The sequence below is a fragment of the Roseobacter sp. OBYS 0001 genome (assembly GCF_019654895.1).
GTDB classification, from domain to species: domain Bacteria; phylum Pseudomonadota; class Alphaproteobacteria; order Rhodobacterales; family Rhodobacteraceae; genus Roseobacter; species Roseobacter litoralis.
In genome coordinates this window covers 141,859-166,591 of the sequence record NZ_BPES01000007.1, presented here as the reverse complement: position 1 = coordinate 166,591, position 24,733 = coordinate 141,859, and the positions used below count along the sequence as shown (strand labels likewise).

The 24,733-nt window shown below is 56.9% G+C and carries 24 protein-coding genes and 1 tRNA gene; 6 read left to right on the top strand and 19 right to left on the bottom strand.

Going from position 1 to position 24,733, the window contains the following annotated elements; all coding sequences use genetic code 11:
* Window positions 1-54: 54 nt before the first annotated feature.
* Window positions 55-369, bottom strand: coding sequence for a hypothetical protein (locus tag K5Q35_RS15085; RefSeq protein WP_013962507.1), 315 nt, complete (start codon window positions 367-369; stop codon window positions 55-57).
* Between the two features lie 27 nt (window positions 370-396).
* A complete protein-coding gene (gene rlmB / locus K5Q35_RS15080; RefSeq protein ID WP_220800139.1) occupies window positions 397-1,170 on the bottom strand; it encodes a 23S rRNA (guanosine(2251)-2'-O)-methyltransferase RlmB in 774 nt (257 codons plus the stop codon).
* Between the two features lie 111 nt (window positions 1,171-1,281).
* On the opposite strand from rlmB, the gene K5Q35_RS15075 reads away from it, so the two are divergent.
* Window positions 1,282-1,365, top strand: a tRNA-Tyr gene (locus K5Q35_RS15075).
* 124 nt (window positions 1,366-1,489) lie between these two features.
* On the opposite strand, the gene K5Q35_RS15070 is transcribed toward K5Q35_RS15075, so the two are convergent.
* The 16 genes from K5Q35_RS15070 to K5Q35_RS14995 all read right to left on the bottom strand — a co-directional run bounded on the left by K5Q35_RS15070 (window position 1,490) and on the right by K5Q35_RS14995 (window position 18,758).
* Complete coding sequence (locus tag K5Q35_RS15070) at window positions 1,490-3,145, bottom strand: Na/Pi cotransporter family protein (protein ID WP_220800138.1); 1,656 nt, start codon at window positions 3,143-3,145, stop codon at window positions 1,490-1,492.
* A gap of 28 nt (window positions 3,146-3,173) precedes the next feature.
* Window positions 3,174-3,965, bottom strand: a complete 792-nt coding sequence (locus K5Q35_RS15065) for a phosphodiesterase (RefSeq protein ID WP_220800137.1) — start codon at window positions 3,963-3,965, stop codon at window positions 3,174-3,176.
* Window positions 3,962-4,771, bottom strand: a complete 810-nt coding sequence (locus tag K5Q35_RS15060) for a carbohydrate ABC transporter permease (protein WP_011569662.1) — start codon at window positions 4,769-4,771, stop codon at window positions 3,962-3,964. Before K5Q35_RS15060 ends, K5Q35_RS15065 begins: the two co-directional genes overlap by 4 nt.
* Window positions 4,768-5,661, bottom strand: coding sequence for a carbohydrate ABC transporter permease (locus K5Q35_RS15055; RefSeq protein ID WP_013962511.1), 894 nt, complete (start codon window positions 5,659-5,661; stop codon window positions 4,768-4,770). The genes K5Q35_RS15060 and K5Q35_RS15055 overlap by 4 nt, the downstream gene beginning before the upstream one ends.
* A gap of 64 nt (window positions 5,662-5,725) precedes the next feature.
* Window positions 5,726-6,994, bottom strand: coding sequence for an ABC transporter substrate-binding protein (locus K5Q35_RS15050; protein WP_013962512.1), 1,269 nt, complete (start codon window positions 6,992-6,994; stop codon window positions 5,726-5,728).
* Window positions 6,995-7,041: 47 nt separating this feature from the next.
* Window positions 7,042-8,061, bottom strand: a complete 1,020-nt coding sequence (locus tag K5Q35_RS15045) for an ABC transporter ATP-binding protein (RefSeq protein ID WP_220800136.1) — start codon at window positions 8,059-8,061, stop codon at window positions 7,042-7,044.
* Complete coding sequence (locus K5Q35_RS15040; protein ID WP_220800135.1) at window positions 8,058-8,837, bottom strand: DeoR/GlpR family DNA-binding transcription regulator; 780 nt, start codon at window positions 8,835-8,837, stop codon at window positions 8,058-8,060. The genes K5Q35_RS15045 and K5Q35_RS15040 overlap by 4 nt, the downstream gene beginning before the upstream one ends.
* Before the next feature lie 189 nt (window positions 8,838-9,026).
* Window positions 9,027-9,827, bottom strand: a complete 801-nt coding sequence (locus K5Q35_RS15035) for an inositol monophosphatase family protein (RefSeq protein ID WP_013962515.1) — start codon at window positions 9,825-9,827, stop codon at window positions 9,027-9,029.
* Window positions 9,824-10,603 (bottom strand): metallophosphoesterase, encoded by a 780-nt coding sequence (locus K5Q35_RS15030; protein WP_220800134.1) that lies wholly within the window; start codon window positions 10,601-10,603, stop codon window positions 9,824-9,826. Before K5Q35_RS15030 ends, K5Q35_RS15035 begins: the two co-directional genes overlap by 4 nt.
* A 13-nt stretch (window positions 10,604-10,616) precedes the next feature.
* Window positions 10,617-11,429, bottom strand: a complete 813-nt coding sequence (locus K5Q35_RS15025) for a carbohydrate ABC transporter permease (protein ID WP_013962517.1) — start codon at window positions 11,427-11,429, stop codon at window positions 10,617-10,619.
* Window positions 11,426-12,301 carry a carbohydrate ABC transporter permease gene (locus K5Q35_RS15020; RefSeq protein ID WP_220800133.1) on the bottom strand — a complete coding sequence of 292 codons (876 nt, stop codon included), beginning with the start codon at window positions 12,299-12,301 and terminating at the stop codon, window positions 11,426-11,428. The genes K5Q35_RS15025 and K5Q35_RS15020 overlap by 4 nt, the downstream gene beginning before the upstream one ends.
* Before the next feature lie 72 nt (window positions 12,302-12,373).
* Entirely contained in the window at window positions 12,374-13,654 is a 1,281-nt protein-coding gene (locus K5Q35_RS15015) for an ABC transporter substrate-binding protein (protein ID WP_013962519.1), read from the bottom strand.
* 50 nt (window positions 13,655-13,704) lie between these two features.
* Complete coding sequence (locus K5Q35_RS15010) at window positions 13,705-14,763, bottom strand: ABC transporter ATP-binding protein (protein WP_220800132.1); 1,059 nt, start codon at window positions 14,761-14,763, stop codon at window positions 13,705-13,707.
* On the bottom strand, window positions 14,760-15,539 hold the full coding sequence (locus K5Q35_RS15005; protein WP_220800131.1) for a DeoR/GlpR family DNA-binding transcription regulator: 780 nt from the start codon (window positions 15,537-15,539) through the stop codon (window positions 14,760-14,762). The genes K5Q35_RS15010 and K5Q35_RS15005 overlap by 4 nt, the downstream gene beginning before the upstream one ends.
* 222 nt (window positions 15,540-15,761) lie before the next feature.
* Window positions 15,762-18,224, bottom strand: a complete 2,463-nt coding sequence (locus K5Q35_RS15000; RefSeq protein ID WP_220800130.1) for a PAS domain-containing hybrid sensor histidine kinase/response regulator — start codon at window positions 18,222-18,224, stop codon at window positions 15,762-15,764.
* Between the two features lie 39 nt (window positions 18,225-18,263).
* Window positions 18,264-18,758 (bottom strand): molybdopterin-dependent oxidoreductase, encoded by a 495-nt coding sequence (locus K5Q35_RS14995; RefSeq protein WP_220800129.1) that lies wholly within the window; start codon window positions 18,756-18,758, stop codon window positions 18,264-18,266.
* 267 nt (window positions 18,759-19,025) lie between these two features.
* Between K5Q35_RS14995 and K5Q35_RS14990 the strand changes: the two genes are divergently transcribed.
* The 4 genes from K5Q35_RS14990 (at window position 19,026) to K5Q35_RS14975 (ending at window position 22,401) form a co-directional block, all read left to right on the top strand.
* Window positions 19,026-19,640, top strand: a complete 615-nt coding sequence (locus K5Q35_RS14990; protein ID WP_220800128.1) for a response regulator transcription factor — start codon at window positions 19,026-19,028, stop codon at window positions 19,638-19,640.
* A 163-nt stretch (window positions 19,641-19,803) separates the two neighbouring features.
* The gene (locus K5Q35_RS14985) at window positions 19,804-20,367 is read left to right on the top strand and encodes a hypothetical protein (protein WP_220800127.1); all 564 of its coding nucleotides are present in this window, start codon (window positions 19,804-19,806) and stop codon (window positions 20,365-20,367) included.
* 237 nt (window positions 20,368-20,604) lie between these two features.
* Window positions 20,605-21,156 (top strand): histidine phosphatase family protein, encoded by a 552-nt coding sequence (locus tag K5Q35_RS14980; RefSeq protein ID WP_220800126.1) that lies wholly within the window; start codon window positions 20,605-20,607, stop codon window positions 21,154-21,156.
* A 927-nt stretch (window positions 21,157-22,083) separates the two neighbouring features.
* Complete coding sequence (locus tag K5Q35_RS14975; RefSeq protein ID WP_148264356.1) at window positions 22,084-22,401, top strand: hypothetical protein; 318 nt, start codon at window positions 22,084-22,086, stop codon at window positions 22,399-22,401.
* Window positions 22,402-22,571: 170 nt separating this feature from the next.
* Here the strand turns inward: K5Q35_RS14975 and K5Q35_RS14970 are convergent, their stop codons facing one another.
* Entirely contained in the window at window positions 22,572-23,312 is a 741-nt protein-coding gene (locus K5Q35_RS14970; protein ID WP_259650550.1) for a GntR family transcriptional regulator, read from the bottom strand.
* A gap of 208 nt (window positions 23,313-23,520) precedes the next feature.
* Between K5Q35_RS14970 and K5Q35_RS14965 the strand changes: the two genes are divergently transcribed.
* Window positions 23,521-24,708 (top strand): ABC transporter substrate-binding protein, encoded by a 1,188-nt coding sequence (locus tag K5Q35_RS14965; protein ID WP_220800125.1) that lies wholly within the window; start codon window positions 23,521-23,523, stop codon window positions 24,706-24,708.
* The last annotated feature ends 25 nt before the right edge of the window (window positions 24,709-24,733 follow it).

Here is a 24,733-nt window from a genome sequence, read left to right as displayed (position 1 = left end):
CAGACGGGCTCTCTATTCTGTGAAGAAAGGGTAAATTTGTCGCAGCCGCGCGCATCAATCGAAAATATCTTCGATCACGTCAAAGGCTTCTTCCAAGATATGTCGCATCAACCCCTTGCGCCGCTTCACGGGTTTGCGGCGCTGTGCATAATCCGCCTGATACTTGCGCTTCTTGGATTTTTTTAAGGGTTTTGACGGTACATACCCACGCTCTTGTCTGTCGGTGGAACGTTCTTGTTTTAAACGTTTCATGTCATGCAAAGGGGCACCGCAATTGGCGCAAGTCAGTTCATGGCGGTCTTTGCCAAGCACAAGTGCCGCGCGCGATCCGCAATAACAACAGGTGGCGATTTTAGTCGGATATCCCATTTCAGCCCTTTTCGGTCCGCGCTGTTTTCAGACCCTTCGTGTGGCATATAAGGCGATTGCCGCCGCATTCGATACGTTAAGCGATCCAAATTGGCCTGCCGCATCAATCCGCACGAGAGAATCGACAGTCTCTTTGGTTTTTTCGCGCAATCCCGGCCCTTCTGCCCCCAGAACCAGCGCAATCGGACGGTCCCGCTTGCCTTCAATGGCTTGTTCCAGCGTGTCGCGGGCTTCGCCGTCCAGACCCAGCACGATGTAACCCATGCCCTGTAAAGCACGAATCGTATCCGCCAGATTGCGGACCCGCAAATAGGGCTGCCGTTCCAGAGCCCCACTGGCAGATTTCGCCAAGGCCCCGGTCTCAGGTGCTGAATGGTGACGCGTTCCGATCACGGCAGACGCGCCAAACACTTCGGCAGAGCGCAGGATCGCGCCCACATTGTGCGGGTCCGTCACCCGGTCGAGCAACATGACGCGCGGGTGCTCAGAGCCGACGCACACGTCTTCAAGGCTGCCCCAGTTCAGCGGCTTGACCTCCAGCGCCGCCCCCTGATGCACCGAACCGGGATCGAGCGGTGCATTGAATTTTCGAGGGTCCACCACTTCGGGCACGATTCCGGACGTTTCAATCGCATCGGCCAGCTTGGCCTGCGCATTCAGCGTCACGATCAATTGCAATTTTTCACGCGCAGCATTCTCCAGCGCATCGCGCACAGCATGCAGTCCAAAAAGCCAGATTGTCTCGCGATTTTCCGTTTTTTTGTCCTGCTCCTTGCGCACGACCCATTTTGGTTTTTTCATTGTGGGCTTCCAACTGATTTTAGACGCACAAAAGCGACGGTTTTCGCCTTGACGGCTCAGGACACCGCTTGTAATCACGCCTTCACTGTTTATGCAATGCATGAGCAGAGTGGGCGACAGGCCGCAAGGTGTGGCAGGGGACTGTAACTCCCTCGCGGAGACGCACGCCTGGTTCGATTCCAGGGTCGCCCACCACTTCCTCATCTCTTATGTTTGTGGCGGTAACGTGCTCAGAAGCGTTTAGTGACCAGGCGTGCCTAGACCACGCACAGACCGAGACTTAGTGTTCGATCGATACCGTCCAAGGCAGCCGGGAACGTTAAGCGAGGCGGCTCTTCAGCAAGTCACCGGATTTGAGAAGAATGGGATGCCCGACCATCGAAAAAGCCGTGTTCACCTGTTTCAAGGCTCTGAGCGTTTCCTGATGGATATTGCTCGTCTCGATGCTTTCAGCCAGCCCTTCACGTAGACGGCCGATATGGCTGCGTTGCAGCTTTTGTTCCACCTTGCGCACTTTTTCCTTAGCGGCCACCAGTTCGCGTGCCTCGGCCGGGTTCTGGTTCATCATGACATTCAGCGCCAGCTGCACATTGCTTTGAACCCGGTCCGCAAAATCGCGGATCTCCTCGCGCCCTTGCGGTGAGAATTGCAAACTTTGCTTGTCCAGACGTCTGGCCAGTTCCACCATTATCCGCGCAATCGCATCGGAGGCGGAATCAAGGCTTGATGATATGGATGCCAGTTCCATTGATCGACGGCTCAGGTCTTCGTCCAGACCCGTCTGACCGAGGCGCGCAAGATAGAGCTTGATATCAAGATGCATTGTCTTGGTGGCTTTTTCCTGATCGGCGATCTGCTTTGCCGTCACGCTGTTCCACTGGTCATAAAGGGGTTCGACCGCGATCAGCATTTGTTCGATCTTTTGACCCATGCCAAGCAATTCGCGCGCCGTGCAATCAAGAGCCCGCTGAGGTCGATCCAGCAAAGCCGGATCAAGCGCGCTTGTGACTTCTAATGCACCATTCATGACAGGTTTCTCAGTCATGAGATGTGACAGAGCGGCAGTAATCAGACCCACAAACGGCAGTGCTGCGACTGCCAAAACAAGATTAAAGACCAGATGCAGGTTTATGGTTTGCCGCGCCGGGGTTTCGCCGAGATGGCTTAAAAGTTCCGGCAGGGCAGAAATCAAGACCAAGGCAAGGGCAGCCCCCCCACCGCGCAAGACAAGGTTGGCCATGACCATCCGCCGCGCCGCGGCGGGGGCCGTATAGGTCAGCAGGAATGCGATCAGGCCACCGCCCAGATTGGCACCCAGTATCATCGCTGCTGCGGCATGGATCGGCAGGATGGATTGCCCCGCAAGCGTTACGAACAACAAAACCGCCGCGACGCTTGAATGCACGCCCCAGGCAAATACCGCGCCAATCACGAAGGCAGTTAAAAGGTCACGGCCAAGATAGGTCATCACGACCTGCGTGCCCGGGTTGGATATCATCGGCTCGGTTGCGGCGCGTATCATGTCCAGTGATACAAAGATCAGCGCGAGCCCGATCATGATGCGACCAATCTGGCGCGTGCTGCTGCCTTCACCACGCAGAAACACCATGACGCCGACAAGCAGCAACAGTGGGATCAGGATGGGCTGACGCACCATCAAAAGCTGCGTGACGATGGCGGATCCCACATCCGCCCCCAGCAGGATCGCAAGCCCGGTCGCGGTGGCAAGCCCACCTTTGGACACGAAATTGGACACCAGAACAGCAACTGCAGTAGAGCTTTGCAAGAGCACAGCCGCACCCATGCCGGTGCCAGCAGCAAGCAAACGGTTCTTCGCAGAATGACGCAGCCAAATACGCATTGGGGCTGCAAACCCGCGCTCAACCCCGGTACGCACCAAACGTACGGCCCAGATCAAAAGCGCTGCAGCGCCTGCGATCTGCACGAGGACTTGGAGAATGTGAGGTTCGTTCAACGGGCGGACTTTCGTTCAGGGGACGTCATCAAAAGGGAAAAGGGCCTGCGCCAGCGACTGGCCCAATACGGATCGTTTGAAAGCCCCCGTCCCAGCGATGCAACAGGCAGCCGTCTTCTTGTAACATATACCCCGTCGGGGCGTCAGGGCGACAGTCATAGGCAAAACTACTGCAGGGCGAGGGACATGAGATCGCAATATGCCCCCCCACATCGCTGATCATCATGCTATGGATGTGACCGCACAGCAGGCGCAGCGGTCCGGGGTAGCCCGCCACGATCTCGCTTAGCGCGTTTTTGTTGCTTAGCCCGATGGCGTCCATAAAGCCGATGCCACAGAGAAAGGGTTGATGGTGCAGCGCCAGCAAGACCGGCGCGCCCCTTGCCTGCGACAGGGCGCCTGACAGAAACGACAGGCTCTCAGGCGCAAGCGTACCCCCGCCCTGCCCCTCTACCAATGTATCAAGGCCAATCAGGTGGAGACCGCCAATAGACCGGGTCCAGTTAAGTGAACCGGTCGGCGCAAACTGATCGGCAAAGGCGGCACGCAATGTCGCGCGCCCGTCGTGGTTGCCGGGGATCACATGGATGGGCAAGTCCAGCGGAGCCATCAGCTTTTTGAACCGCGTATAGCTTTCTGCAGTGCCATCATCGCTCAGATCACCACTGACAAGCACCGCGTCCACCGCGCCGAACTGATCGCGGACGCTGTTGATCCGCGCCACCAATCGTTCCAACGCATCCGCAGTATCCAGCCGCCCCGACACAAGCGCGCCCTCCGGCACGATATGGGTGTCCGTGATTTGCAGGATCGTCGTCATTTGATCCCTGCGCGCAAGAATGCCTGAACGAACTGGCGCTGGAATATCAGGAAGGCGATCAGCAAGGGGGCCACCGACATGAGTGTCGCAGCAGAAATGATGCTGATATCAACGCCGTTTTCCGGCGCACCAAAAATCGACAGACCCACGGTCAGGGGCCGCGTATCGGGCGAATTGGTGACGATCAGCGGCCACAGGAAGTTGTTCCAATGGGTAGAGACAGAGACCAGCGCATAGGCCAGATAGGTCGGTTTTGCCAAAGGCACATAGACCCGCCACAAGATACCCAGCAGGCCACAGCCCTCGATGCGCGCCGCCTCATGCAGCTCAATCGGGACCCCTTTGAACGCCTGCCGCATCAGAAAAATGCCGAACGCGCTGGCCATATAGGGCATGCCCACGCCCAGAATGGTGTCAAACAGCCCAAGGCGCGACACCATCGCATAGTTTTCCACGATCAGGACTTCGGGCAGGATAAAGAGCTGCATCAGCACCAGAATGAAGACGAAATCCTTGCCCGGAAACTGCAACTGCGCAAAGGCAAATCCGGCCAGTGTTGTCAGGAAAAACTGCCCGATCAGGATCACCGTCACCAGCAGGAAAGTGTTGAGGAAATACTTCAACCAAGGCGCCCCGGCCCATGCCACGCGAAAATTTTCCAGCGTCCACGGGGAAAACAGGTTCAGGTTGACCGCGTCGGACGTGGAATGCGTGGCGGCCCAGAACGCAAAAAGCAAGGGTGCGACCCAGATGACCGCCAGCAGGATCGCACCGAAACTATCCATGAAGTTGCTCAGGCTCTTCATTGGTAATGCGTCCTTTTATCAAGATAGCTGAACTTGATCGCCGCCACGATGGCCAGCACCACGATGACCATGATGGTCATGGCAGCCGCACTTGGCGCATCAAAGAAGGCAAAGGCCATTTCCCAGATGTAATAGAGCAGCAGTTTGGAGGCGTCCGACGGCCCCCCCTTGGTGAGAATAAACAGATGGTCGATCAGTTTGACCGAATTGATCAGCGCATTGACCGCAATGAACACTGTCGTGGGCATCAGGAGCGGCAACACGATACGCCGCGTATAGGTCCAGCGGCTTGCACCCTCAATGTCTGCGGCTTCTTTCAAATCCTCGGGGATCGTCTGCAATGCCGCGAGGTAGAAGATCATGAAAAACCCCGCCTCCTTCCAGATCGTCACGATGATGATCGCCCAAAGTGCCGTTTCAGGTTGCCCCAGCCAGTTCACTGACGGCAGACCAAACAGGCTGCCGATCTGGTCCAGCACGCCAAGACCGGGGGTGTAGAAGAACAGCCACAGGTTTGCCGCTGCGATCATCGGCAGCACTGTCGGGGTGAAATAGGCGGTGCGCACAAAACCGCGCGCGCGGATTTTTCCGTTTGCCCAAAGCGCCATGGCCAGCGCAATGCCCATCGACACAGGGATCGTGACCCCGGCGTAAATCAGGTTGTTCTTGACCACGAGCCAGAAGGTCGGATCGGCAAATAGGTCAGTATAGTTCTCAAGACCCACATATTCGACGGGTTTGCGGCGTGTGCCGCGCGAAAACAGGCTCGTCCAAAGGGTTGCAATGCTTGGATAAAACGCAAAGGCAGACAGCAGCACCAACGCCGGAGACAGCAACAGCCAGCCATAAATGGCCTGCCTGCGACGTTCAAGGTTGGCATGTTCTGACATCGTGCCGCTCCGCTTTGGGAAAGGTCGGGCCGATGCGCTTTGTGCATCAGCCCGACCGGGGGTGTTATTGGTAGTCGCGCAGCAAACGTTCGGCGGCGGCTTGTGCCTCGGCCAAGGCGGCCACTGGTTCTTTCGCGCCGGTCAATGCGGACTGGATCGCGTTGTTCAGACCATCGCGCACGCGCGCCGTCTCGAAGGTCGAGAACTCGGCCACGGCGTTTTCCAGTTGGTTGCGTGCAACCAGTGCAGGCGGGAATTCTTCTGTGTAGGCCTTGAGCGCCTCGGTCTCATAGGCGGCTGGCGACACACCCATATACCCTGTGCCGATGGACCATGCCGCCGCCTGCTCTGGTGCCGTCATGAACTGCATCAGCTTGAGGGCCGCCGCGCGCTCTTCGTCTGTTGTGTCCTTGAACAGGTAGAAGTTGCCGCCCCCCGTGGGGGACCCTTTGCGCACATTCGCGGGCAATTCGGCCACACCGAAATCAAAGCTCGCGCCATTTTTCACCGCCGTCAGGTTACCGGTTGAGTGCCACATCATTGCTGTCTGACCCTCAAGGAAGGCCTGTCGCAATGTGCCCCATTCGACAGTGCCCGTTGGCATGATCCCATGCTCGGCAGAGAGCGACTTCCAGAACTCCAGCGTTTCCACAACGGTCGGGTCGTCGAAATAGGTGGTCAGACCATCGCCCGACATCACCTCTTTGCCGTTCTGGATCGCGAGGGCCTGAAACATCCAATAAGGATAGCCGGTGGACGGGATCATCAAACCGTAGGTGTCGTCATTCGTCAGGGCCTTGCCCATCTCGATCATCTCGTCCCAGGTGGTGGGTGGTGCTTCGGGATCAAGGCCCGCAGCACGGAACAAATCCTTGTTGTAATAGGCCACGATGGTGGATCGCTGGAACGGGATGCCCCACGTCTGTCCTTCGATTTTGCCATTGGCCATCAGTGCCGGATAAAAACTGTTCAGCCATGCCTGATCCGCCTCGGTGGTAGCGACCTCTTCGAACGGGATGATGAGTTCCTGCTCGATCAGGTCATAGGCGTCGATGGAAAACATCACCGCAAGCTGCGCAGGCTCGCCGGATGCAAGAGCGGACAAGGCGCGCACACGCGTGTCATCATAATTGCCCGAATAGATCGCATTAACCTTGATGTCCGGGTTTGCAGCCTCAAAATCCGCAACGATTCCGTCCACCACTTCGGTCAACGCTCCGCCGACCGCAATCGGGTAGTACATCGTCAGTTCGGTCTCGGCCGTTGCTGGCACGGCAAGCCCCGCCGCCATGGCCGTGGCCAATCCAAGCCCTGTTGTCGAAAAGTGTCTCATTGTTCTCTCCCTTGATTTCACTGGTGAATTTCGCCGTCCGGCAGGTGTTACCCTGCCAGCCGATGGCCTGCCGCGTCAAAAACATGCAGGTTTTGGTCGTCAAACGTAATGTCGATTTCATGGCCCTCCGCCATCATCGAAAGTCCGGGCTTCAGCACGCATAAGCCCGAGGCATCCGCATGATCCAGACCGATCAGGGTCTCTGCCCCCAAAAATTCACTTTCACTGACCCTGCATTGCATCCGGCCTTGCCCTTTTGGCACGATCTGGATGTTTTCGGCCCTGATCCCAATGGTCTTATCCGCGCCAAAACCGCTGAAAACATGCGACGCAATCAGGGCCATGGGCGGCGCGCCGACAAATTCCGCGACGAATGTATTCTTTGGTCTGCTATAGAGGTCTTCGGGCGTGCCGACCTGCTGGATATGGCCATCCTTCATCAGGACGACGGTGTCCGCCATGCTCATCGCTTCGGTCTGATCGTGGGTAACGTATACAACCGTGATGCCCAGATCACGCTGCAGTTTCTTGATGTCCTTGCGCACCGCATTGCGCAGCTTTGCATCAAGGTTCGACAGAGGTTCATCCATCAGACACAACCGTTGCCCCGCCACAATCGCGCGCGCCAAGGCGACGCGCTGGCGCTGGCCGCCGGATAATTCGCCCGGTTTGCGGTCCTCCAGCCCAAGCAACCCGGTGATTTCCAGCGCGTGGTACAGTTTCTCTTGCCGCTCTTTCTTGGGCACGCGCCGCACCTTCAGACCGAAAACCACATTCTCAGCGACCGACAGATGCGGAAACAACGCATAAGACTGAAAGACCATCGACAGGTTCCGGTCAGACGCAGCACTGGTCGTGACGTCCCGGCCGTCAATCCAGATTTTGCCCTCATCAGGCAATTCCAGCCCGGCCAGCAAGCGCAGCGTCGTCGACTTGCCACACCCCGACGGCCCCAGCAGCGCGGTAAAGCTGCCCTGAGCAATATCAAGGCTGATCCCTTCGACCCCAAGCTGACCGTTCCAGCGTTTTGCCACGCCATCGAGTTTCACAAACGGTGATGTCATCATGTTCCATCCCCTCCCGCCACAAGCAGCTTGTCATTGATCCGGGTCAGCAACGGCGCAAATGCATCGCCTGGCCGTCGATCCGTGATGATCTGATCCATGTCTGCAATATTATCGCCCAACGCCGGTGCTTGCCGCCCGAATTTCAGCCAATCGACGACCAGCAAGGCCTGTTGCGCATTTTCCCGAATGACTTGCCGCGCGCGCACTTCGGTCGGGAAAAAGTCGAGCAGCCCGCCATCCTCCGCAACACCAGCCACGCCGAACACCGCATATTCAGCCCTGAAGCGCCCGAAGAAATCCAGCACCTCATTGCCCAAGATATCCCGATCAGGCAGGCGCATTTCCCCTCCGGGTATCAGGATACGGTTGGACACTTCTTCGCTTAGCGCCATGGCAGCGCTGAGGTTATTGGTAATGACCGTCAGCCCTTTGCGCCGTCGCAGAGATTGCGCAACGCGCAAGGGCGTCGAACCGATGGAAATGAAGACGGTTGAATCGTCCGGGATCAGATCCGCCGCGGCCTCGCCAATCATTTGCTTGCCGGGGTTGTTTGTCTCTGTGCGCTGATCAAACGGTGTATTCAGGAACTCGCGGCTCAGCTCAATCCGACCATGTCGCCGGTGCAGCATTTCACCTTCGCACAGCGCATCCACATCGCGGCGGATCGTTTGCATGGAAACGTCAAACCGCTCAGCCAGAGACCCGACAGCCACCGCGCCCCGTTCCAGAACAAGCTCAGAGATCGCCGCCCGCCGTTTGCGCTTCTTCGATGACATCCTGCCTCCCCAAGCTGACTTCCTGATGACGTTAGAACAACAAAAGCAACAAAACAACATTTATGATATAGGGAATTGTGAAGTTTTTCTGACAAACTCCCGTCCCTGTAGTTCTCCGCCCCTAGAACAATTCAAAATATGTTGCTTTGTTGCTTTTTTGCCTTACCCAACCCCTCGCCGTTGGATCGGTTAAAGCGTCGCCCCGAATGGCACGATCGGCGCAACGGCTTCGAGGAATTCTGGCGTGCCGCAAGCGAAACGTATTTTGGCATTGAGCTCGATTGCGCTCCAATCCACAGTGCTGACGATGCCGATCTGTTCAAGGATGGGGAGTGCTGCCATCAGATCCCACGTGGATTCGCCCGTGCCAAGGTATCCATCGACCTGACCCAGCGCGACCTCGATCAGGGAAATCGTCGCCGAACCGCAGCAACGAAACGACATGCGGGCATCCTCCAGTACAAACTGCAGCGTATGTAGACGCTGCGCCACCGGAATGACGGGATGGAAGCCGACGCCGCAGGCCGCCCGATTTTCATCCAGCCCCGCGCGCGCCGCCATTGGCACCCCGTTCAGCGTGGCGGGCACACCGTCGCCCCCCACAAGGGTCTGGTCGCGCACCGGCGCATGGATCACACCAAAGCTGGGCCGCCCACCCTGATACAATCCGATCGAGATCGCCCATTGGTCGCCCCCGCGCACAAAATTGAACGTGCCATCAATCGGATCAATCACCCACGTGCGCCCGCTCGTTCCCTGGTGGGCAGCACCCTCTTCGCCGAAAACGCCATCATCGGGGAAATCGCGGATCAGGCGCTTGGTGATAAATGCCTCCACCTCCTGATCGGCGGCTGTGACCAGATCAAGATGCCCCTTGGATTCGACAGATACCGTTGCCAGTGTCCGGAAATGAGAGAGCGCTAACGCCCCTGCATCCCGCGCCAGGCGTTCGATCTTGCTCGCTTCGTCGTCGGATACGGTCAGGGTCACAGTTCTACATACCTTGTGTGAATGGACACCGATGTTGAGCCGGTCATCCGGTGAATGAAATAGGCATAGGGTTCGCGCACGATACCCGGCTCCGTGGTGTCCGTGCCAAGCGCCAGTTCATGCTGGAACGCGGGGCCACCGCTGACCGCACAAAATGCGCCATGCCACAGGGTTTGAAACGGTCGGTGAATGTGCCCCGCCAAAATCCGCAGCGGCCCGTCATAGGCGGCGATCAACTGCTCGAAGCCATCGCGCCCTTCCTGCAGTGTCATCGCATCCAGCGCCGCCATCTGCGAGGGAAACGCAGGGTGATGCATCAGGATCAGCGTCAGCCCATCGTGACGCTCACCAAGCCGCGCCGCGAGCCAGTCGAGTTGCGCGCTGTCAAGCCGCCCGGCCACATGCCCGTCCCACAGGGTATCCAGCGCGAGGATGCGGATTTCCCCCACCCGCGCCTGATAATTCAGAAACGGCCCCGCCCCGAACGGCAAGGTATCGCCAAAAGCTGCGCGCAGGCCGGGGCGCGCATCGTGATTGCCGGGCACGACGAAAATCGGCACGTCAATCGGCGACAGGATATCCTGCAACAGCGCGTAATCCTCTGCCGACCCACCGTCCGTCAGATCGCCGGTGAACATCACCGCGTCAATCCGGGGCGCGAAACCAGCGACATCGGCCACCACCTTGCGCGCCGCATCCGCCGCATCCGCGCGCACCACCGAGGTTTCCGGCGCCTTGGCGAAAACGTGGAAATCAGAGATATGGGCGATCAGCATTCTGCGCTCCGGCTCATTTGATGCCTGCGCGCATGAAGTTCGCGACAAACTGGCGCTGAAACAGGATGAACGCGATGATCAGCGGCGCGGTTGTCATCAGCGTCGCGGCATTGACCAGCGACCATTCCACACCGCTGTCGACCGTGGCGAAAACGCTCAGGCCCACCGTCAGCGGGCGCACTTCGGGGGAGTTGGTGACGATCAGTGGCCATAGGAAGTTATTCCAGTGAAAGCTGACAGAGACCAGCGAATAGGCCAGATAAACCGGCCACGCGAGGGGTACATAAATGTTCCATAGGATGCGCCATGCACTTGCCCCTTCGATCTGGGCCGCTTCATCCAGTGACTTGGGCACGGTCATAAAGGTCTGGCGCAACAGAAAAATACCAAAGGCCGATGTCAGGTAAGGCAGCGCAATGCCGATGATCGTATCCGTAAGGCCCACGCGCGACAGGATCAGATAGTTTTCGACAATCAGAATTTCGGGCGAGATCAACAACTGCACCATGATGAGCGCAAACAAAATCCCGGCCCAACGGAAGCGGTAGCGCACAAAGGCATAGGCGACGAGCGTGCACAGGATCAGGTTTGCGACCAGAACGATGGTGATCAGGATCAGGGTGTTGGCGAAATACATCGCAAAGGGCGCCGCATGCCAAGCCTCAATGAAATTGACAATTGTCCAGGGCGCGTCCCATTGGAAATTGGCCGCATAGCGTTCGTCGTGAAAGGCCGTCCAGACCGAATAGATGAATGGCAGCCCCCAAAGGGCGGCCGCGACAGATGTCAGCGTGCCCAGCAGAATTTTATTCAGACCCCGGTTCATTGGTAATGCGCCTTTCGGTTCAGCACCCAGAACTGGATGATCGCAAGAAAGCCCAGCAGCACCACCATCAGAACAGTCAGCGTCGCGCCGTAAGCGAAATCGCGTTGCCGGAAGGTAACCTCGTAGATGTAGTAGAGCAGCAGCGCGCTGGAATTATTCGGCCCGCCTTCGGTCATCACCACCACATGGTCAACCAGCCGGAAGGCGTTGATCAGCGCATTGACCGCCACGAAAATCGTCGTCGGGCGCAGGAGCGGCAGCACCACGTCGATGAACACGCGCACGCGGCCGGCCCCTTCGAGTTTTGCCGCATCCTTGAGGTTGGTCGGGACGGATTGAAGGGCCGCGAGGTAAAAGATCATGAACAACCCCGCTTCTTTCCAGATGGCGACGAACATCATTGAGCCCAGCGCGGTTTCCGTCTGCCCCAGAAAGTTGATCGACGGCAGGCCGAACAGCCCCAGAATTTGCGAGGCAAGCCCGATGCCGGGCGCGTAGAAAAACAGCCAGATATTGGCGACCGCGATCATCGGGAGCATCGTGGGCAAAAAGAATGACAGCCGCATGAAGGCCGTCCCCGGCAGCCGTGAATTCACCAAAAGCGCCATGCCAATCGCCAACCCGATGGCCAGTGGCACCGTGCCGACCGCGTAAATCGTGCTGTTGATCAACACCTGCATCAGGCGGTCGTCTTCGAGCATCGCCTGATAATTGTCGGCCCCGACAAAGCGCGAAGGGCGGCGCGAACTTGCGTTATTCCAGAACGAATTTATCAGCGCCATGATGGCCGGATAATGGGTGAACGCCACCAAAATGGCACAAGGGATCACCAGCATGATAATGGCTGGCCCTGTGGTCAGTTTTTTATTCATGTGACTTTACCTTGATGCCGGATGAATGCGCGCGCGCCCCGCGCCAATGACACGCGGGGCGCGCGCGATGGCTTAGTTATATTCGCCAAGCACGTCATCCGCGCCTTCTTGCGCCTTCTTCAGTGCTTCGGCGGGTTCAGCGTTGCCAGTGACGACGCTTTCGATGGCATCCACCAGATATTGCGTGACCTTAGCGCGCTGGAAGGTGGCGAACTCACGCTCGGCATAGGGCAGTTGTTCAAGGGCGACCAGCGCCTGCGGCAAACGCTCAACGTAGGCTTTCATCTCAGGCGTTTCCCATGTGTCTGGGCGCGGAGCGACATACCCTGTTGCGATGCTCCACTTGGCAGCACTGGCGGGGGAGGACATGAATTTGATGAAATCAAGCGCGGCTGCGCGTTCCTCATCTGTGGTGTCCTGGAAGATATAGAAGTTGCCGCCGCCGATGGGCGCGCCCGGCCCGTCACCACCGGGCAGGAACCCGACGCCCCAATCAAATTCGGCGTTTTCCTCGATGAAGGCGAGGTTCCCTGTCGAGGTCCAGATTGATGCCGTCTGCCCTTCGAGGAAAGCCTTGGGCGTGTCGCCCCAGCTGATGCCACCGGGGGCCATCACGCCCTCATTGGCCAGATCCAGCAAAAACTCAAGCGAGGCGACGGTCGCGGGCGTATCCATGCGCGCCTCGGTTCCGGTATCGGTTGTCAGAACATCGCCTTTGGACACAACCAGACCACCAAAGAGCCACGCGCCACCAAGGCCCAGCGTCGGAATGCGCGTGCCCCATTGGGTGACGTTGCCATTGTCGTCCTTGACGGTCAGCTTCTTGCCGACCTCAATCATTTCGTCCCATGTGGTGGGCGGCGCTTCCGGGTCGAGGCCCGCCGCACGAAACGCGTCCTTGTTATAGTAGAACACCGGGGTCGAGCGCTGGAAAGGAATGGCATAGGTTTTCCCCTCAAACTGCGAATCCTTCATGAAACTGGGGTAAAACCCGTCGATCCATGCCTTGTCTTCATCGGATGTGGCGATATCCGAGATCGGCAAAATGACGTCTTCCTCGACCAACGTGAACAGATCAATCGACAACAGAACCGCCACTTGCGGTGGGTCACCGGCATTTGCAGCCGTCAGGGCCTTGGTTGTCGTTTCCTCATAGTTGCCGGCATAGATGGCTTTGACCGTGTGCTGCGGGTTCATCGCGGCCCATTCATCGGTCAACTCCTGAATTGTGGCCACAGCCGGGGCGTTGACTCCAACCGGAAAATAGAACTCTAGGTCGGCAGCACTCAGGGCCGTGGCCCCCATCAATGCGGCGATGCCAAATGGGATCGCTGTCTTTGTTTTAAAGGTCATTTTTCGTTCTCCTCCTGCAAGTATTAAACGGCACGTGGTACACCGTTGCGTTATGGGTCAGGCGCAATGCGCTGGCCGGTCGATTTCGAAAACAAATGGGTTTCGGCGCGGGTCCAGCCCACGGTGATTTCATCGCCCTGGGCAGGCACGTCCTGCCCCGCATAGGACAGGATGAAGGGCGATCCGGAGGGCGACATCAGGTGCACGAGAAACACACTGCCCTCATATTCGACGCTCGCCACATGGCAGGTCACGGACAATGCCATCCCCTGCCCCGGCACGGTCATGGCTTCGGGCCGCACACCGATCAAAACATCCGCCACATCCAGACCCGCCCCGATATCGCCGTTAAGTGCAACGTCAGATGCAGGCAGCAGGTTCATCGGCGGTGTTCCGATGAACCCGGCGGCAAAGACGGTCGCAGGCGCGTCGTATAGCTCTTTGGGGGTGCCGATCTGTTCGGCCCGCCCCGCGTTCATCAAAACCACCGTGTCCGACATCGACAAAGCTTCGCTTTGATCGTGGGTGACATAAACGATGGTGATGCCCAACTTTTTGTTCAGCGCCCTGATTTCGCTGCGAATTTCCACCCGCAACTTGGCATCCAGATTCGAGAGTGGCTCATCCATCAGGACCAACGGACGCTCAGACACCAAGACCCGCGCCAAGGCGACACGCTGTTGCTGCCCGCCCGAAAGCTGCGCAGGTTTACGCTCCAGCAGCGGCCCAAGCGCCATCAGATCAGCGACCCGTGCGACCGACGCGATACGCGTGGCTTTGGCCACTTTACGCACCTTGAGACCGTAGGCGATATTGTCGCGCACGGTCATATGCGGAAACAGCGCGTAGTTTTGAAACACCATCCCTATGTTGCGCTGATCGGCGGGCTGTTGGGTGACCTCCTTGCCCTCGATCAGGATATTGCCGTCACTGACCTCATCAAGACCCGAGATCAGCCGCAAGGCCGTGCTTTTTCCACAGCCCGACGGCCCCAGCAGCGTCAGGAACCCACCCGGCGCAATATTGAAATCGACGCCCCTCAAAACCTCTGTCTGACCCCAGGTTTTGCGCAGGTTTTGTACATCAAGCGAGACGCCGGTTTGTGTCATACCAAGACAAGCTCCAGATCGGCGTCTTTGACATCGGCGATCGTGCCTGCATCAAGTTCGCGGTTGGTAATGATGCCCGTTATCTGATCGAAACATGACGTGCGCATGAAGGCATTGGGTTTGAACTTGCTGGCATCCGCGATGACAAAGCAGCGGCGGGTATTGAGGATGACCTCTTTTTGAACCTGCGCGTAAACTTCGCTGGCGACGCTGATGGACCGTTTGGGAACATCTACCGCCGAGCAGCACAAAAAGGCGATATCAAAAGACAAGGACCGCAAGGCCGATATCGCCAAGGTTCCCGCGAATGAATCGTTCACCGGCTCGTAGGAGCCTCCGATCATGTAGAAATTCACGATCCCCTGCGCTTGCAACTGATTGGCCACGCCCAGCGAAGTCGTGACATAGGTACAGCGTGATTTTTTATGGGCATGGGCCGCCACGGCATGCGCAGTTGTGCCTGCATCCAGAAACACCACCTCATCGTCAGAGAGCATTTCGATTGCAGCCTCGCCGATCCGTCGCTTTTCTGCCGCGCCGACAGCTTTGCGCTCTTCATTCGGCAGATCGACCCGGACGTTGGCGTTCATCAAAACGCCGCCATGTGTCCGCACAACAATGCCTTCATCGTCCAGCGTCTTGAGATCCCGTCGAATTGTTGCCTCTGATACACCGAATTGCAGACCAAGATCACGAATGCCCATGGCGCCACGCGCTCTGACCAGCTCCGCAATTTTGCGCCGTCGCACGGCTGCGAGATCAAAATTTTCTGACATCTACCCCCCCAGCAGACCGGCGCTCGCACCAAGGCTAACGCTCACATCCAATCACATATGGACATAAATGTGCATAACTGATCACAACACGCCGGGCAACACATTTCTTGATGACGCCTTAGCTGACCCGCGCCCTGCGGATTGCCCGCAGGGCGGCCAACAAAGACGTCCTCGCACTAGCCCTACGTTGGGCAAACGACTTTTCTTGCTAAAAACGCGCTGTCAGATACCGCCGGAGGTCTCGAAGAGCTGCACTTTCAATTCAAGCCAAGCCTCTGCATGGCAGTGCTCGATGGCTTGTAAATTTGCGTGCGTCGCGCTTTGTCCCAGAACCGCGGCTGATCCGCTGAGTTTGTGCGCTTTACTGCGAGCTTCGTCCGTCAAAGCGGCCAAGCCTTCAAGCTCTGCATGCAATTCATCCAGCTCGGCTCTGAATGATTTCAGGGCCTCTTGATACTTGACCGCGCCAAACCGCGCCTTGAAATCCGCACCGTTAGTTTCCGACGCCGAAATAGGAGCGTTGCCTTGATCCCGTGCCAACACTGACGCCAGTTTGGCCTGAATTTCTCTTGGGTGAACGGGCTTTACCAAAAGGTCAAGAAATGACGCCTGCATGATCGCATGATGGTCTTTGGGCGCAGCATGGGCCGTTACCGCGATGGCGGGCAGATTGCGCCAGTCCACCTTGAGTTGACGTATGCGGTTCAGGGTTTCGATCCCGTCTATCCCCGGCATGCTGATGTCCAGAAAGACAATATCAAAAGGTTTTTCCGATATGAGGTTTATCGCCTCAATCCCGTCGGCGGCCTCTTCCACGCACAGCCCGGCTTCCTGCAGCATTTCACAAAGGATCATCCTGTTGATTTCGTTGTCATCCACAACGAGGGCGCGATGTTCCTGCGATAGGTTTCTTTGCGTTTTAACCGAGTGTTGTGTCCCTGTGCGGGTCTCAAACGGTACGGCGGGCAATGGGATGCGCAAGGTAAACAAGCTGCCCTCGCCCAGCAGGCTGTCCGCTTCGATTGTGCCCCCCATGATCTCGACGAGGCGTTTGGTAATCGCAAGGCCCAGCCCGGTACCCGCGTTCTGACGGGAGTAGGCCGTGTCGATGGTTACAAACTCGTCAAATATCCGGTCCATGTTTTCCGGTGCAATACCAACGCCAGTGTCCGAAACGCGAATTTCCACAAGATCGCCGCCGTTCAACCGCTCAGCCTCAACCGAGATTTCACCGCTCGCCGTGAACTTGATGGCGTTGCCGAGAAGATTGACCAGGCACTGTTGCAGCGAACGTTTGGCACCGGTGACGCTTGCCAGACCCTCCGACAGACAGGTGAACGACAAGCTGTTGCCCCGCGCCTCGGCATTGGCCATGAGGCTGTCTGTCACTTGCCGCAACAAGTCCGTGATGTCGAAGATCACCTTTTCTCGGGGCGACGTCTCTTTTTCAAGGCTGGACAGATCAAGCACATCATTTACGTGTGACAATAGCAATTCACCAGACACGGAAATCGAATTCAAGAGCCGCTTGTGACGGTCATCAAAGCTGTCCTTGTCGAGCAAAGCGAGAGATCCCAGAATGCCATTGAGCGGCGTTCGCATCTCGTGACTCATGACGGTCAAGAGGTTGGACTTGGCCCTTTCGCCCTCCTGTGCTTTGTCTCGGGCGGCGCGCAATTGCGCCTCTGCCTCCAACTCCCCGGTAATGTCTCGCAGAAAGGATACGAATACCCGTTCACCGTTTACTTCGGAAAGCGAGATAGACAGTTCAACCGGGAAAACCGCGCCGGATTTTCGCAACGCTTCCAATCGGACGCGACCTGCGCCGACGATCTTTTGGTGACCTGTCTCAAGAAAACGCGCCATCCCCTTGCGGTGCATGTCGCGCATGTGTTGCGGTACGATCATCTCGGCCATATCACCGCCCAAGGCTTCGGCACGCGTGTAGCCAAAAACTGTTTCCGCCGCACCGTTGAAGTCTATGATCGAGCCGTCTGTGTCCACAACCAGTACAGCATCAAGTGACGAGGCAATCGCGGCTTCAAAGCGGGATCGCAACACCTCGCTCTCGTGCGCAACTTGCTGTCCCTTGCGGTGCAACTTGAGCAGCGTTGCAAGCGCAAACAAAAGAAACACGATCAATCCAAAGATTGAAGCCGCCAGTTTCACAAGCGTCTGCGAGAATGCCGCACGTCGCTCTGCATCTTCCCTCGCGAAAACCTGTATGCCCGCCAACGACAGGTCCCTGACCTGAGGCCGCAATTCCTCTACCCGGCGCTGGATATCGGGAAGCGCGGCACGCAGGCCCGCATCAGGGCCGTCAACAATCGGCGTTATGCTGTTGATAAAGTCGGTGATCGCTGCCAACCCGATCTGCGCATCCGGGTCCTTTTTTATGACCTTGTAAAATGCGCTTTGCGTCAGCATTCTGACACGGCTGTAATAGATGTCATACCGCTTGCGAAAACTGGAAAGATCGCTGTCATGGCCATGAACCGCGTCATGGGTTGCACTGTCGAGATTGAGCGTCTCAATCTCAAGCTGCGACATGTTCCAACTGATGTCGTCATGGCGCGCCGTGGACAGGGCATCAAGATCGCCCACGACAGTGCGTCCCAGGTAGGTGATGAAGGTAACACCAACCACCAGAAAACACGCAAAGAATATGACGGAAATCCGACCCATCACAGGCGGCTGAGAACGGTTAGCTGTGACATCGTCAGTCTACTTTTCTGTGATGACCTCAATCCGGTCGAGTTGCCAGATACTACGTGAATAATACTCTTCAGACTTATAAATTTCGTTACCATCAAACGGATATATGATCCACAAGGGGCCTTTATTTCGGATCGACATTTCCGATCCATTTTGCGCATAGGCCACCACCGCCCCCCCCGCGACTGCATCAGCCATGGGAATAGACACAGCATAATCATTCAGCGCGACAGCCCGGATTGAACTTCCCGTCGCGCCCACATGCGCCAACAGATCGACCAGAGAGACACCTTCAAAGGTCTGAGTGCCGGTCGTCCAGATTGTCGTTGTTTCGATACGGGCAGCGGGCAACTGCCTGAGAGATGCCATGTCGAAAGTCCACGCCTCCCCTTCAGCTGGCTGTGCAACCGCACCGGTGACGGTCAGAATCGTCTCATCCGCCAAAACCGGCGCGGCAAGTGACATAAAGAAAATGAGCGCCGCGTGGCGAAGAGGGGCAAACATGATGATTTCTCCTTAGAGGGACAGGTTCGTGCAGTATTCCTATCGCATGATCGCGCTTCACCGATCTTGCGCAGGGGTTCAGCCCGCTATACTTTGGTATAGTTTAAATAAACTAAAGCACGTTAACACCTTGCTGGGCGCTATGCCTTAAGACATCGAGGTGACATGATGACAGGGGCGGTGCAAAAAGAAATAATCCCGACGCATCGATCCCGCGCGCGTGCGCTATGTGATGTATACGGTCAAAGAACTTAGCAGGTAACGGTAATGCGGATATTGTTGGCAGATGATCACGGGCTGGTCCGCGACACGATCTCGGCCTATCTGGAGGCGGAAGGGCGCGCGGCTGTAATCGCCGTTGAAGACTATGCCGAAGCGATGAAGGTGCTGAGCAACAAGGGACCCTTCGATCTGGTTCTTCTGGATTTCGGCATGCCCGGCATGAATGGGCTGGATGGTTTGTCCGATGCGATCAAGAAGCATCCAAATCAGTCGTTTGCGATCCTGAGCGGCACCGCCCCGAACCGAATTGCACAACAGGCGGTCGAGCGTGGCGCCATCGGATATCTGCCCAAATCAATGGGCGCAAAATCACTGGTCAATGCGGTGCGGTTTATGATTGCCGGGGAAACTTATGTACCGGCCTCCCTTATGGGAGAGAGCGGCGAGACGCCCGAAACCGAGTTTAGCAGGAAACTGAGCCAGCGGGAAAGACAGGTATTGAGCGGGTTGTGCGCCGGCAAATCAAACAAGGAGATCGCGCGCGATCTGGATCTGCAGGAAGTCACGATCAAGTTGCATGTGCGCACCCTGTGCAAAAAGCTCGACGCAAAGAACCGCACGCAGGCCGCCATGATTGCGCGCAACGCAGGGTTTGAATAAGCCGCCTTCCTGATGGACGAAACTGTCAAACTGCACCTATCCTTTTGGTCATAGTGCACCTCTTTTTTGTGCGTGACCCATCCCTCCGCATGCGGGTGCTGGCCGTCTTGGATCGCTAGATAACATCTCAATTGAAGTTAAGTGACCAGTGATGGAGTCGACGATGAATACCCCCGAGCGCCCAAAAGGCGGCAGTTCCTTTTTGATTGCAAACTGCGTTTTGCTGCTTTGCACTATCACGGTGGCTTTTGTCGCAAGTCTGTTCGTGATCTCGCAAGCTTCTGCCGTGACGCATGTCCAAGCCCCCGTGCCGCCGCTGGTAAAGCTGGACGATCAGATTGCCCATCTTTTGCACGCGGCAAAGAATGAGCTTGTTGAAAAAGACAAGGCCCTCGAAGCGCTGCGCGATGAGCTCAACAATGGGTATGTCGTTGCAAAAGACATCGACGTCACCGAAAGCGATCAAGCCTATTGGCTGTCAGAACCAAAGTTGATGTTGGGCGTGAACCGTCTTTCGGGCGGCAGTCTCCTGATCAGCTTCGCCGATCAGCAGGAGATCATCTCCATCGGTCAGCGCATCGACTTCAAGGTTGACGGCTGCGACTGTTTCCTGCTCCTGAAGTCGAGCACCTTTGGCCATGCCAGCTTTCGATATGCCTGTACTCCGGCCACGCAGGAACCGGTCCGCGATGTGCGAAACACATTCATCGACGCAAAGCTGAACTGAACCTTGACCGGTCCTTTAGAGCGTCTGACGAAATACCAGAAACATGAAGTATCACGTAACGCGTTGAAATCCTTGATTTCAGGCAGCGCTACGTGATTCAGCTTTTTCGCATGACGCTTTAGGCTGCGAGCAACGCGCGTTTCAAAAACCAGACCCTGCATGAATGCATCCGCTTGCGGTTGGAAAACCTGTGGGCTGTGGATATAGATGCAAAGGGCTGGAAACGGAGCGAAGAGCATGCAGACATTTCATTTAATCCGACACGCGCAATCGATGCATAACGCGTTGCAGCAAGCAGGACAGCCTGATCCGATGGTGCATGACGCCGCGCTGACCGAACTGGGTCTGGAACAGGCGCAGCGGCTGGGGACCGAGATCGCGGAGGCACCGGCCTTTGATCTCGTCGTGGTCACGCCCTTCACCCGCGCCTTGCAAACTGCCTTGCGGGTCTTTGGCCAGAGCACGGCCCCGCGCATGATCCTTGATCTGCACCGCGAATATCTGGAAAACTATTGTGACGTGGGCCGCAGCCCCGACCACCTTGGCAAGCTCTTTCCGATGTTCGACTTTGCGCACCTGAGTGACCCTTGGTGGTATGTGGATCACACCTCGGATGCCGTTTACGAAAAAGAGCCTGCATCGATTTCAGCTCAGCGGGTGGAAGATTTCAGCGCATGGCTCAAAGCGAGACCGGAACAAACCATTGGCGTCGTCGGCCATGGCACGTTTCTGCATGCTTTGACCGGCCAAAGGTTCGACAACGCGGAACGCCTGATCACCAGTCTCTGAACCCGTTCTCAGTAGCGGGCAGCAGGTGAAGCCCCGCCCGGTATGTTTCCAATCGACAGTTTTTACCCCAGCTCAATTCCGGCCGCCTCCTGATCCGGCAACAGGGTTTTGACCTCACCCATCGCGAGGTCAAATCTCACTGCGGTTGTCGCGCCGAGGAAGGAAACCGTTGCCACGGTCGCACGAAATCCTTGCCTGGGCAGGCGCAAGATGACGGAGACATCGCCGCCCGGCATGTCCTGACTGTGCTGAAATCCGGCATCATTGAGCGAGGCATCCGCCCCGCTTCAATTACCCTCAAGCACGACCCGCTCCATCCACTTGGCGCGAAACGATCATCACCGACAGGATTAGGATCAACAGCCCAAAGATCAGCACCGTCGCCAGCGCCGTTAGCCCGGCCTCAAAACTGCGCGGTAGTTTCAGGAAGGGCCCCTACGCAGGATTACCTGTGAGCGTTGTGAACCCTTTGGTGCCTAGAATGATCCGGCTTGCGATAAACATCAGCCCGACCAGCACCAGCAGGACAACACTTTAGACTGAGGCCTCGGGCGGCGAATATCACCCGGTCAATTGGGTGCGTTGGCCCAGCAGCGCCAGCGTAAAGCCCAGCATCGTCGCCCCGGGTGCCACGATCAACGCAAACAGAAGGGTCGAGGGCAAGGCGCCACTGCCCCAGATTATGATCCCGACGGCGCATCCCGGAACCGGCGCGTGTATAGGTCGCCATCAGCTTCTTGACGCAGGGCCGCCCATATATAAAGCGCGGCCAATTGATTTACCTTGCCCGCACAGATACCGTCACATCTCATGCACAATCAGCTGCGGAACGCTGCGCAGGCCATGCTTTTTCTGGCAGTTCAATCTGAACGAACACGGCGGTTGCCTGGCTCCGACATTCGCAAGTACTGCGGAAAGGAACGACAAATGAAACTGAAAGCACTCTCCCTTGTTTTCGCAGTATGCGCCTCAAGCGCGGCCGCCGACCTGATTGTCATTAACGACCGATACGTGGTTCCAAAAGAGGATGTGCGCGGATATTTCTACCGTGACCGCGACAGTTTGACGGTTTTTGACATCCGCTGGAGCGACTGGTCGACGCAATACAGATGCGCGGACGAATACGACCGCGCCAGCGTGACAGCGGCGTCGCTGAACCTTGTCGTGCAGATGAAAGACGCCCTGTCCCTCGACTTCGGAGAGTTTCTGGAAAGCGAAGGATTCACCGATTGCCGCAAGTTTTGACGAAACCGTTAAGGCCGATTTGAAGTGCGGGGATCGTCCTGAAATGAGCGACGAGGATGCCGTTCAGAAGCGGCACTTGATACCGGTTTTCTCTAGCGGGTGAGATGTTTGCAGCCGGGCAAGCGTTTTTACAGCCCGGTTTTCGTTTCATGAAGCCACACGGCAGATGATTACACGTCGCCCAGAATAGCTGCCAGATCATCCTGAGGTTCCTGACGCGCCTCCATGTTGAGGCCCGCCTGAATGTGCGTGAGGTGCGATATCAACAGTTGTTCGGCCAGTTCCGGGTTCTGTGACCGGATCGCCTCGAGGATGTTACTGTGTTCGTCATCCGGGCAACTGACTTTTTCTGATGACCCGAACAGGCCGACGATCAGTGACGTTCTTGTGACAAGCTCGCGCATCATGCGAAACACGAATTTGTTGCCGGTCGCCTCGGCCAGCTTTGTGTGGAATTCACCTGACAACCGAATGACTTCGGTACGCTGTTTTTGCGCGCGGGCCTTGTCCTCCAGAGCGATATGTTGGGTGAGCAGCGTCAGATCAATATCACCGGCGTTTTGTGCCAGTTGACGCACCAAGGGCGGTTCGATCAGCAGCCGGGCCGCGAAAACGTCGTTCGCCTCGGATTTATCCGGACAGGCGACATAGGCCCCTCGATTTGACTGCAGCTCTATAAGGCCCTGACTCGACAGCAGCAAAAGCGCCCGTCGGACCCGCATCCGCCCTACCCCAAAAGTTTCACACAAGCGCGCTTCGCTCAACTTTGTGTTCGGGGCCAGCCGTTGCTCCATCACTGCTTTGTAGATGCGCTCAACGATGAAATTCTCATCCGTTCCCGACTTAGGGTCTGATGTTGCACCGCTTTTCTGTTGCGGGCTGGAGGACACAGGATCACTTTCGAGACGCATTCTTTTTACCACTTCGGCTGCTCGCCAACGCTTAAACCTTCATCATTGTTAGGCCAAGCATCAGAACTTGTCGACAGATTTGACAAAAGTGTTGACAATTATTGTTAACAATCGTGAAGTGACGCTGCGGCACGCGTGGAGTTTCCATTCAACTGCCGGCCAAGAACGGCGTGGATCACGCCAAGTTAGATTTCAACGGGAGTTAAGAATGCAACGAAGATCACTAATGAAGGCAGCTGCGACAGCTGCAACTCTGGCAGTATTTGGTGCAACCACAGCCGCGGCCGAGAATCCGGTTTTGAAAATCGGCTTTGTGGGCGTGACCAGTGGCCCAGCTGCTGCATGGGGTATTTCCAACCAACGCTCAATGGAGGCCCGCGCTGCCTGGATCAACGAGACCGGCGGCTACACGATTGGTGATACCACCTACGATATCGAGATCGTGTCGTTTGATGACCAGAAAGACCCCAAGCGCGCCATCGCGGGCATGGAAAAAATGGCCCAAGAGGGTATTCACTATGTCGTTGGGCCAAACGTTGATGATGGCGCGGCCGCTGTTCGCCCCGTCGCCGAAGCAAACGACATCATGTATTTTCCATATGCGTTCCCGAAGGAGTTGTATTCCGCGCCTGCGTCAAACGCCGTGCTGGGTATGATCGCCAACTATCAATCAGGTCCCGCGATTTATAAGCACCTGATGGAGAACGAAGGCGTCAAAACGGTTGCTTTCATTGCCGCCAATGAATCTGATCCACTGAGCCAGCGCGAAAGTGGCGTAGCTGCAGCAAAAGAGCTGGGTCTCGAAGTCGTTTCTGACAACGTCACCTATCAGGTGGACACCACAGACTTCACACCTGTGCTGACGCCGATCCTGCGTGCCCGCCCTGACCTGCTTGTGCTGTCGGGTGTGTCGCCTGCCAACGCGCCACAGCTCATCCGCTCCGCACGTGAGTTGGGTTTTCAAGGCATGATCTCGACCGAAACCGCACAGGATGCAGGCGTTCTGGCCGAAGGTGCCGGTGATCTGGCCAATGGCTTTATCTCGGTAGGTGGCGCGTCCACACCAGAGCTGGCGTCCCCGATGATGAATGAATTCGTCGAGCGCTACACAACCATGTTTGGTGAGTACAACGACGAATCCAACACCAAGGTCTACGCGCTTGAGTATATCCTTGAGACACTCAAAGCCACGCCCGGCGCCATTGAAGATGTGGCTGCATTTCAGGCGTCCATGGACGATTTCTCAGCGCCAAACCCCTATATGAACGGCGACGAGCAACTGACCTATGTGGGCATGACCTCCTTCGGTCAAAAGCGTCAGATCGCTGTGCCCCTTGTTGTCAACGTCTATCAGAACGGTGCGTTTGCAACGATGTTCATCGCGCGCGTCGACTAAACCATCACTCACGATACACTGCTTC

Excerpts from the sequence above, each read along its gene's own strand:
- K5Q35_RS15030 (WP_220800134.1), bottom strand. The coding sequence starts at position 10,603 with ATGCTGATCGCCCATATCTCTGATTTCCACGTTTTCGCCAAGGCGCCG.
- K5Q35_RS14990 (WP_220800128.1), top strand. The coding sequence starts at position 19,026 with ATGCGGATATTGTTGGCAGATGATCACGGGCTGGTCCGCGACACGATC.
- K5Q35_RS15000 (WP_220800130.1), bottom strand. The coding sequence starts at position 18,224 with ATGGGTCGGATTTCCGTCATATTCTTTGCGTGTTTTCTGGTGGTTGGT.
- K5Q35_RS15005 (WP_220800131.1), bottom strand. The coding sequence starts at position 15,539 with ATGTCAGAAAATTTTGATCTCGCAGCCGTGCGACGGCGCAAAATTGCG.
- K5Q35_RS14975 (WP_148264356.1), top strand. The coding sequence starts at position 22,084 with ATGAAACTGAAAGCACTCTCCCTTGTTTTCGCAGTATGCGCCTCAAGC.
- K5Q35_RS14985 (WP_220800127.1), top strand. The coding sequence starts at position 19,804 with ATGAATACCCCCGAGCGCCCAAAAGGCGGCAGTTCCTTTTTGATTGCA.
- K5Q35_RS15015 (WP_013962519.1), bottom strand. The coding sequence starts at position 13,654 with ATGACCTTTAAAACAAAGACAGCGATCCCATTTGGCATCGCCGCATTG.
- K5Q35_RS14995 (WP_220800129.1), bottom strand. The coding sequence starts at position 18,758 with ATGTTTGCCCCTCTTCGCCACGCGGCGCTCATTTTCTTTATGTCACTT.
- K5Q35_RS15050 (WP_013962512.1), bottom strand. The coding sequence starts at position 6,994 with ATGAGACACTTTTCGACAACAGGGCTTGGATTGGCCACGGCCATGGCG.
- rlmB (WP_220800139.1), bottom strand. The coding sequence starts at position 1,170 with ATGAAAAAACCAAAATGGGTCGTGCGCAAGGAGCAGGACAAAAAAACG.
- K5Q35_RS15085 (WP_013962507.1), bottom strand. The coding sequence starts at position 369 with ATGGGATATCCGACTAAAATCGCCACCTGTTGTTATTGCGGATCGCGC.
- K5Q35_RS14980 (WP_220800126.1), top strand. The coding sequence starts at position 20,605 with ATGCAGACATTTCATTTAATCCGACACGCGCAATCGATGCATAACGCG.
- K5Q35_RS15045 (WP_220800136.1), bottom strand. The coding sequence starts at position 8,061 with ATGATGACATCACCGTTTGTGAAACTCGATGGCGTGGCAAAACGCTGG.
- K5Q35_RS15025 (WP_013962517.1), bottom strand. The coding sequence starts at position 11,429 with ATGAACCGGGGTCTGAATAAAATTCTGCTGGGCACGCTGACATCTGTC.
- K5Q35_RS15065 (WP_220800137.1), bottom strand. The coding sequence starts at position 3,965 with ATGACGACGATCCTGCAAATCACGGACACCCATATCGTGCCGGAGGGC.
- K5Q35_RS15010 (WP_220800132.1), bottom strand. The coding sequence starts at position 14,763 with ATGACACAAACCGGCGTCTCGCTTGATGTACAAAACCTGCGCAAAACC.
- K5Q35_RS14970 (WP_259650550.1), bottom strand. The coding sequence starts at position 23,312 with ATGCGTCTCGAAAGTGATCCTGTGTCCTCCAGCCCGCAACAGAAAAGC.
- K5Q35_RS15060 (WP_011569662.1), bottom strand. The coding sequence starts at position 4,771 with ATGAAGAGCCTGAGCAACTTCATGGATAGTTTCGGTGCGATCCTGCTG.
- K5Q35_RS14965 (WP_220800125.1), top strand. The coding sequence starts at position 23,521 with ATGCAACGAAGATCACTAATGAAGGCAGCTGCGACAGCTGCAACTCTG.
- K5Q35_RS15055 (WP_013962511.1), bottom strand. The coding sequence starts at position 5,661 with ATGTCAGAACATGCCAACCTTGAACGTCGCAGGCAGGCCATTTATGGC.
- K5Q35_RS15040 (WP_220800135.1), bottom strand. The coding sequence starts at position 8,837 with ATGTCATCGAAGAAGCGCAAACGGCGGGCGGCGATCTCTGAGCTTGTT.
- K5Q35_RS15020 (WP_220800133.1), bottom strand. The coding sequence starts at position 12,301 with ATGAATAAAAAACTGACCACAGGGCCAGCCATTATCATGCTGGTGATC.